Genomic DNA, 2,443 nt, shown 5'->3' with positions numbered 1-2,443 from the left:
GCCATGAGTACGTGTTTGTTTGCGTTTTTGATGCCTCTTGTATTGACTCGCTTCATATTGGTAAAATTCACGAGAGTTCCAATTACGGGTTCTACCGTTTTACTTCGTATTCTTGACATCTTCTTGGCATATTTCTCGTTTTGTGTGAGTTTTTGATGCATGCGGTCGTAATGTTCTTTGTGGATGCTGTCGTCTAGCTTTTTAAACTTGGTGCTTTTGCCACAACATTGTTCTCTGAGTGGACAGTTTTTACAATCGGATTCCCCCGCTCGTGCGCGAATCCTTTCGCGTTCTTATATCTATTCCCTCCGTCAGTTCGCTAATCAATCCCTCGGCAAACAATGGAAAATGAAACAAGAGAAATTGTCAAAATCCTTCACCACAAGAATTGATGAGATTATAACAATTAAAATTTAAAAGAATTATTATATTTGAAAATAAATCAATACAAAACATTCGCCTATCTTGCCAAAAAAGCATGATACTAGTTCGAAAGTTTCGCATATAAACAAGTTACCTGCAACCCTTTCCAAACACTCCGCAACAAAAAAGCGACCTCAAAAAGTCGCTAAAAAAAATTAATCATTTAACATTACGTTGTACGTTGGGTCTTCAATTACATTGACATCAATAATGCTTTCTGCATTTTTAATTAATTTTCTACAATCGGGACTTAAATGTTTTAAATGTATTTTTTTGTTTTGTTTGTGGTATCGTTCGGTGAGTTTATTCAATGCTTCAATTGCCGACATATCTACTACTCGACTTTCTTTAAAATCAATAATGACTTCTTCAGGGTCGTTCAGTACATCAAATTTTTCTGTAAATGCAGTGGTTGAACCAAAGAAAAGTGGTCCATAAATTTCATAATGTTTCACGCCATTATCATCTACAAATTTTCTTGCTCTAATACGTTTTGCATTGTCCCACGCAAAAACCAACGCTGCAATGATGACTCCAATTAAAACTGCCAAAGCCAAATTGTGCAAGAAAACCGTAACCAATGTTACTAAAACCATTACCAATATATCCGACTTTGGAAACTTCGTAAATGTTCTAAGACTTGCCCATTCAAACGTACCAATCGCTACCATAATCATAAGTCCTGTAAGTGCAGCCATCGGAACTTTTTCTATCAAACCGCTTCCAAACATTACAAAAACGAGCAACATTACAGATGCTACAATTCCCGAAAGTCTTGCTCTTGCTCCGTTGGAAACGTTGATTAAACTTTGTCCAAGCATTGCACAACCGCCCATTCCTGAAAAGAAACCCGATAAAATATTAGCCGTTCCTTGTGCCACTGCTTCTCTATTGCTATGTCCTCTTGTTTCAGTAATTTCATCAATAATATTCAAAGTCAATAAACTTTCAATCAAACCAACCCCTGCAACAATAGCCGCATACGGAAAAATAATTTGAAGTGTTTCTAAATTAAAAGGAATTTGAGGAATATGAAATGGCGGAAAACCACCTTTGATAGAAGCAATATCGCCAACAGTTTTGGTATCCAATTTTAAAAAATAAACCAAACTAAAAACCACTAAAATAGCAGTAAGCGAAGCGGGAACAGCTTTTGTAATTTTAGGTAATCCCCAAATGATAAGCATTGTTAAACCCACCAAAGCCAAAAGAATATACATATTTGAACCTGTGAGCCAATTGCCCGAAGCATCTTTGAATTGGTCTAACTGCGACATAAAAATAATGATGGCTAAACCATTGACAAAACCAAAAATTACTGGATGCGGAACCAACCGTATGAGTTTTCCTAACTTTAAAAATCCTGCTAACATTTGAATAATTCCTGCTAAAATAACGGTGGCAAAAACGTATTCCACACCGTGCGTTTTTGCTAAAACAACTATGACTACTGCTATTGCACCCGTTGCTCCCGAAATCATTCCGGGACGACCACCTAAAATGGACGTAACCAAGCCCATCATAAAAGCGGCATAAAGACCCACAAGCGGAGAAAGTCCTGCAATTAAGGCAAACGCAACTGCTTCCGGAACTAAAGCCAATGCAACCGTAAGACCAGACAAAACTTCTGTTTTATAATCAATTTTTTGTTTGAAATCGAATAAATTAATAATTTTCTGCATAATGTATATGTATTGTAAAGTTTATAAAATGAAATACGTTCCAAAGTCAAATTTTGGACACGAAAAAAATACCAATAAAGAAAAATTGGGAAAAACAACGATTATCCGACCATCAAGGCGGAGTAACTTGAGAAGATATTTTAGTTACTGTTTTCATTTGAGGTGCAAAAGTAATAATATTTTACGGACAGACAAACAAAATTGTGTAAATTGAACCCAAAAAAACGCCAGCAGGTAACAGCAGTAACTGTTGCACAACTACCATTTTTTAAAATATCCCGAAGGATCGGGACAAAAAATATAAAATTCCGACCTCGTTTAAGTACTTTTAAGCGAGG

General features: G+C 36.1%; 2 protein-coding genes and 1 pseudogene. 1 reads left to right on the top strand and 2 read right to left on the bottom strand.

Annotated elements, in window-relative coordinates:
- A pseudogene (locus tag BUE95_RS13460) lies at positions 1-272 on the bottom strand (transposase); the annotation flags it as partial.
- On the opposite strand from BUE95_RS13460, the gene BUE95_RS13905 reads away from it, so the two are divergent.
- Positions 184-417: a DUF4113 domain-containing protein gene (locus tag BUE95_RS13905; protein ID WP_084530315.1), complete on the top strand. Its 234-nt coding sequence runs from the start codon at positions 184-186 to the stop codon at positions 415-417. The pseudogene BUE95_RS13460 and the gene BUE95_RS13905 sit on opposite strands and share 89 nt — an antisense overlap.
- Before the next feature lie 161 nt (positions 418-578).
- On the opposite strand, the gene BUE95_RS13450 is transcribed toward BUE95_RS13905, so the two are convergent.
- The gene (locus tag BUE95_RS13450) at positions 579-2,105 is read right to left on the bottom strand and encodes a SulP family inorganic anion transporter (protein WP_073585382.1); all 1,527 of its coding nucleotides are present in this window, start codon (positions 2,103-2,105) and stop codon (positions 579-581) included.
- Positions 2,106-2,443: the final 338 nt, after the last annotated feature.

This window comes from Flavobacterium cucumis (assembly GCF_900148835.1).
Classification (GTDB): domain Bacteria; phylum Bacteroidota; class Bacteroidia; order Flavobacteriales; family Flavobacteriaceae; genus Flavobacterium; species Flavobacterium cucumis.
Note: the sequence above shows the minus strand (reverse complement) of the source record. Positions and strands in the feature narration are given on the sequence as shown.

Excerpts from the sequence above, each read along its gene's own strand:
- BUE95_RS13450 (WP_073585382.1), bottom strand. The coding sequence starts at position 2,105 with ATGCAGAAAATTATTAATTTATTCGATTTCAAACAAAAAATTGATTAT.
- BUE95_RS13905 (WP_084530315.1), top strand. The coding sequence starts at position 184 with ATGCTGTCGTCTAGCTTTTTAAACTTGGTGCTTTTGCCACAACATTGT.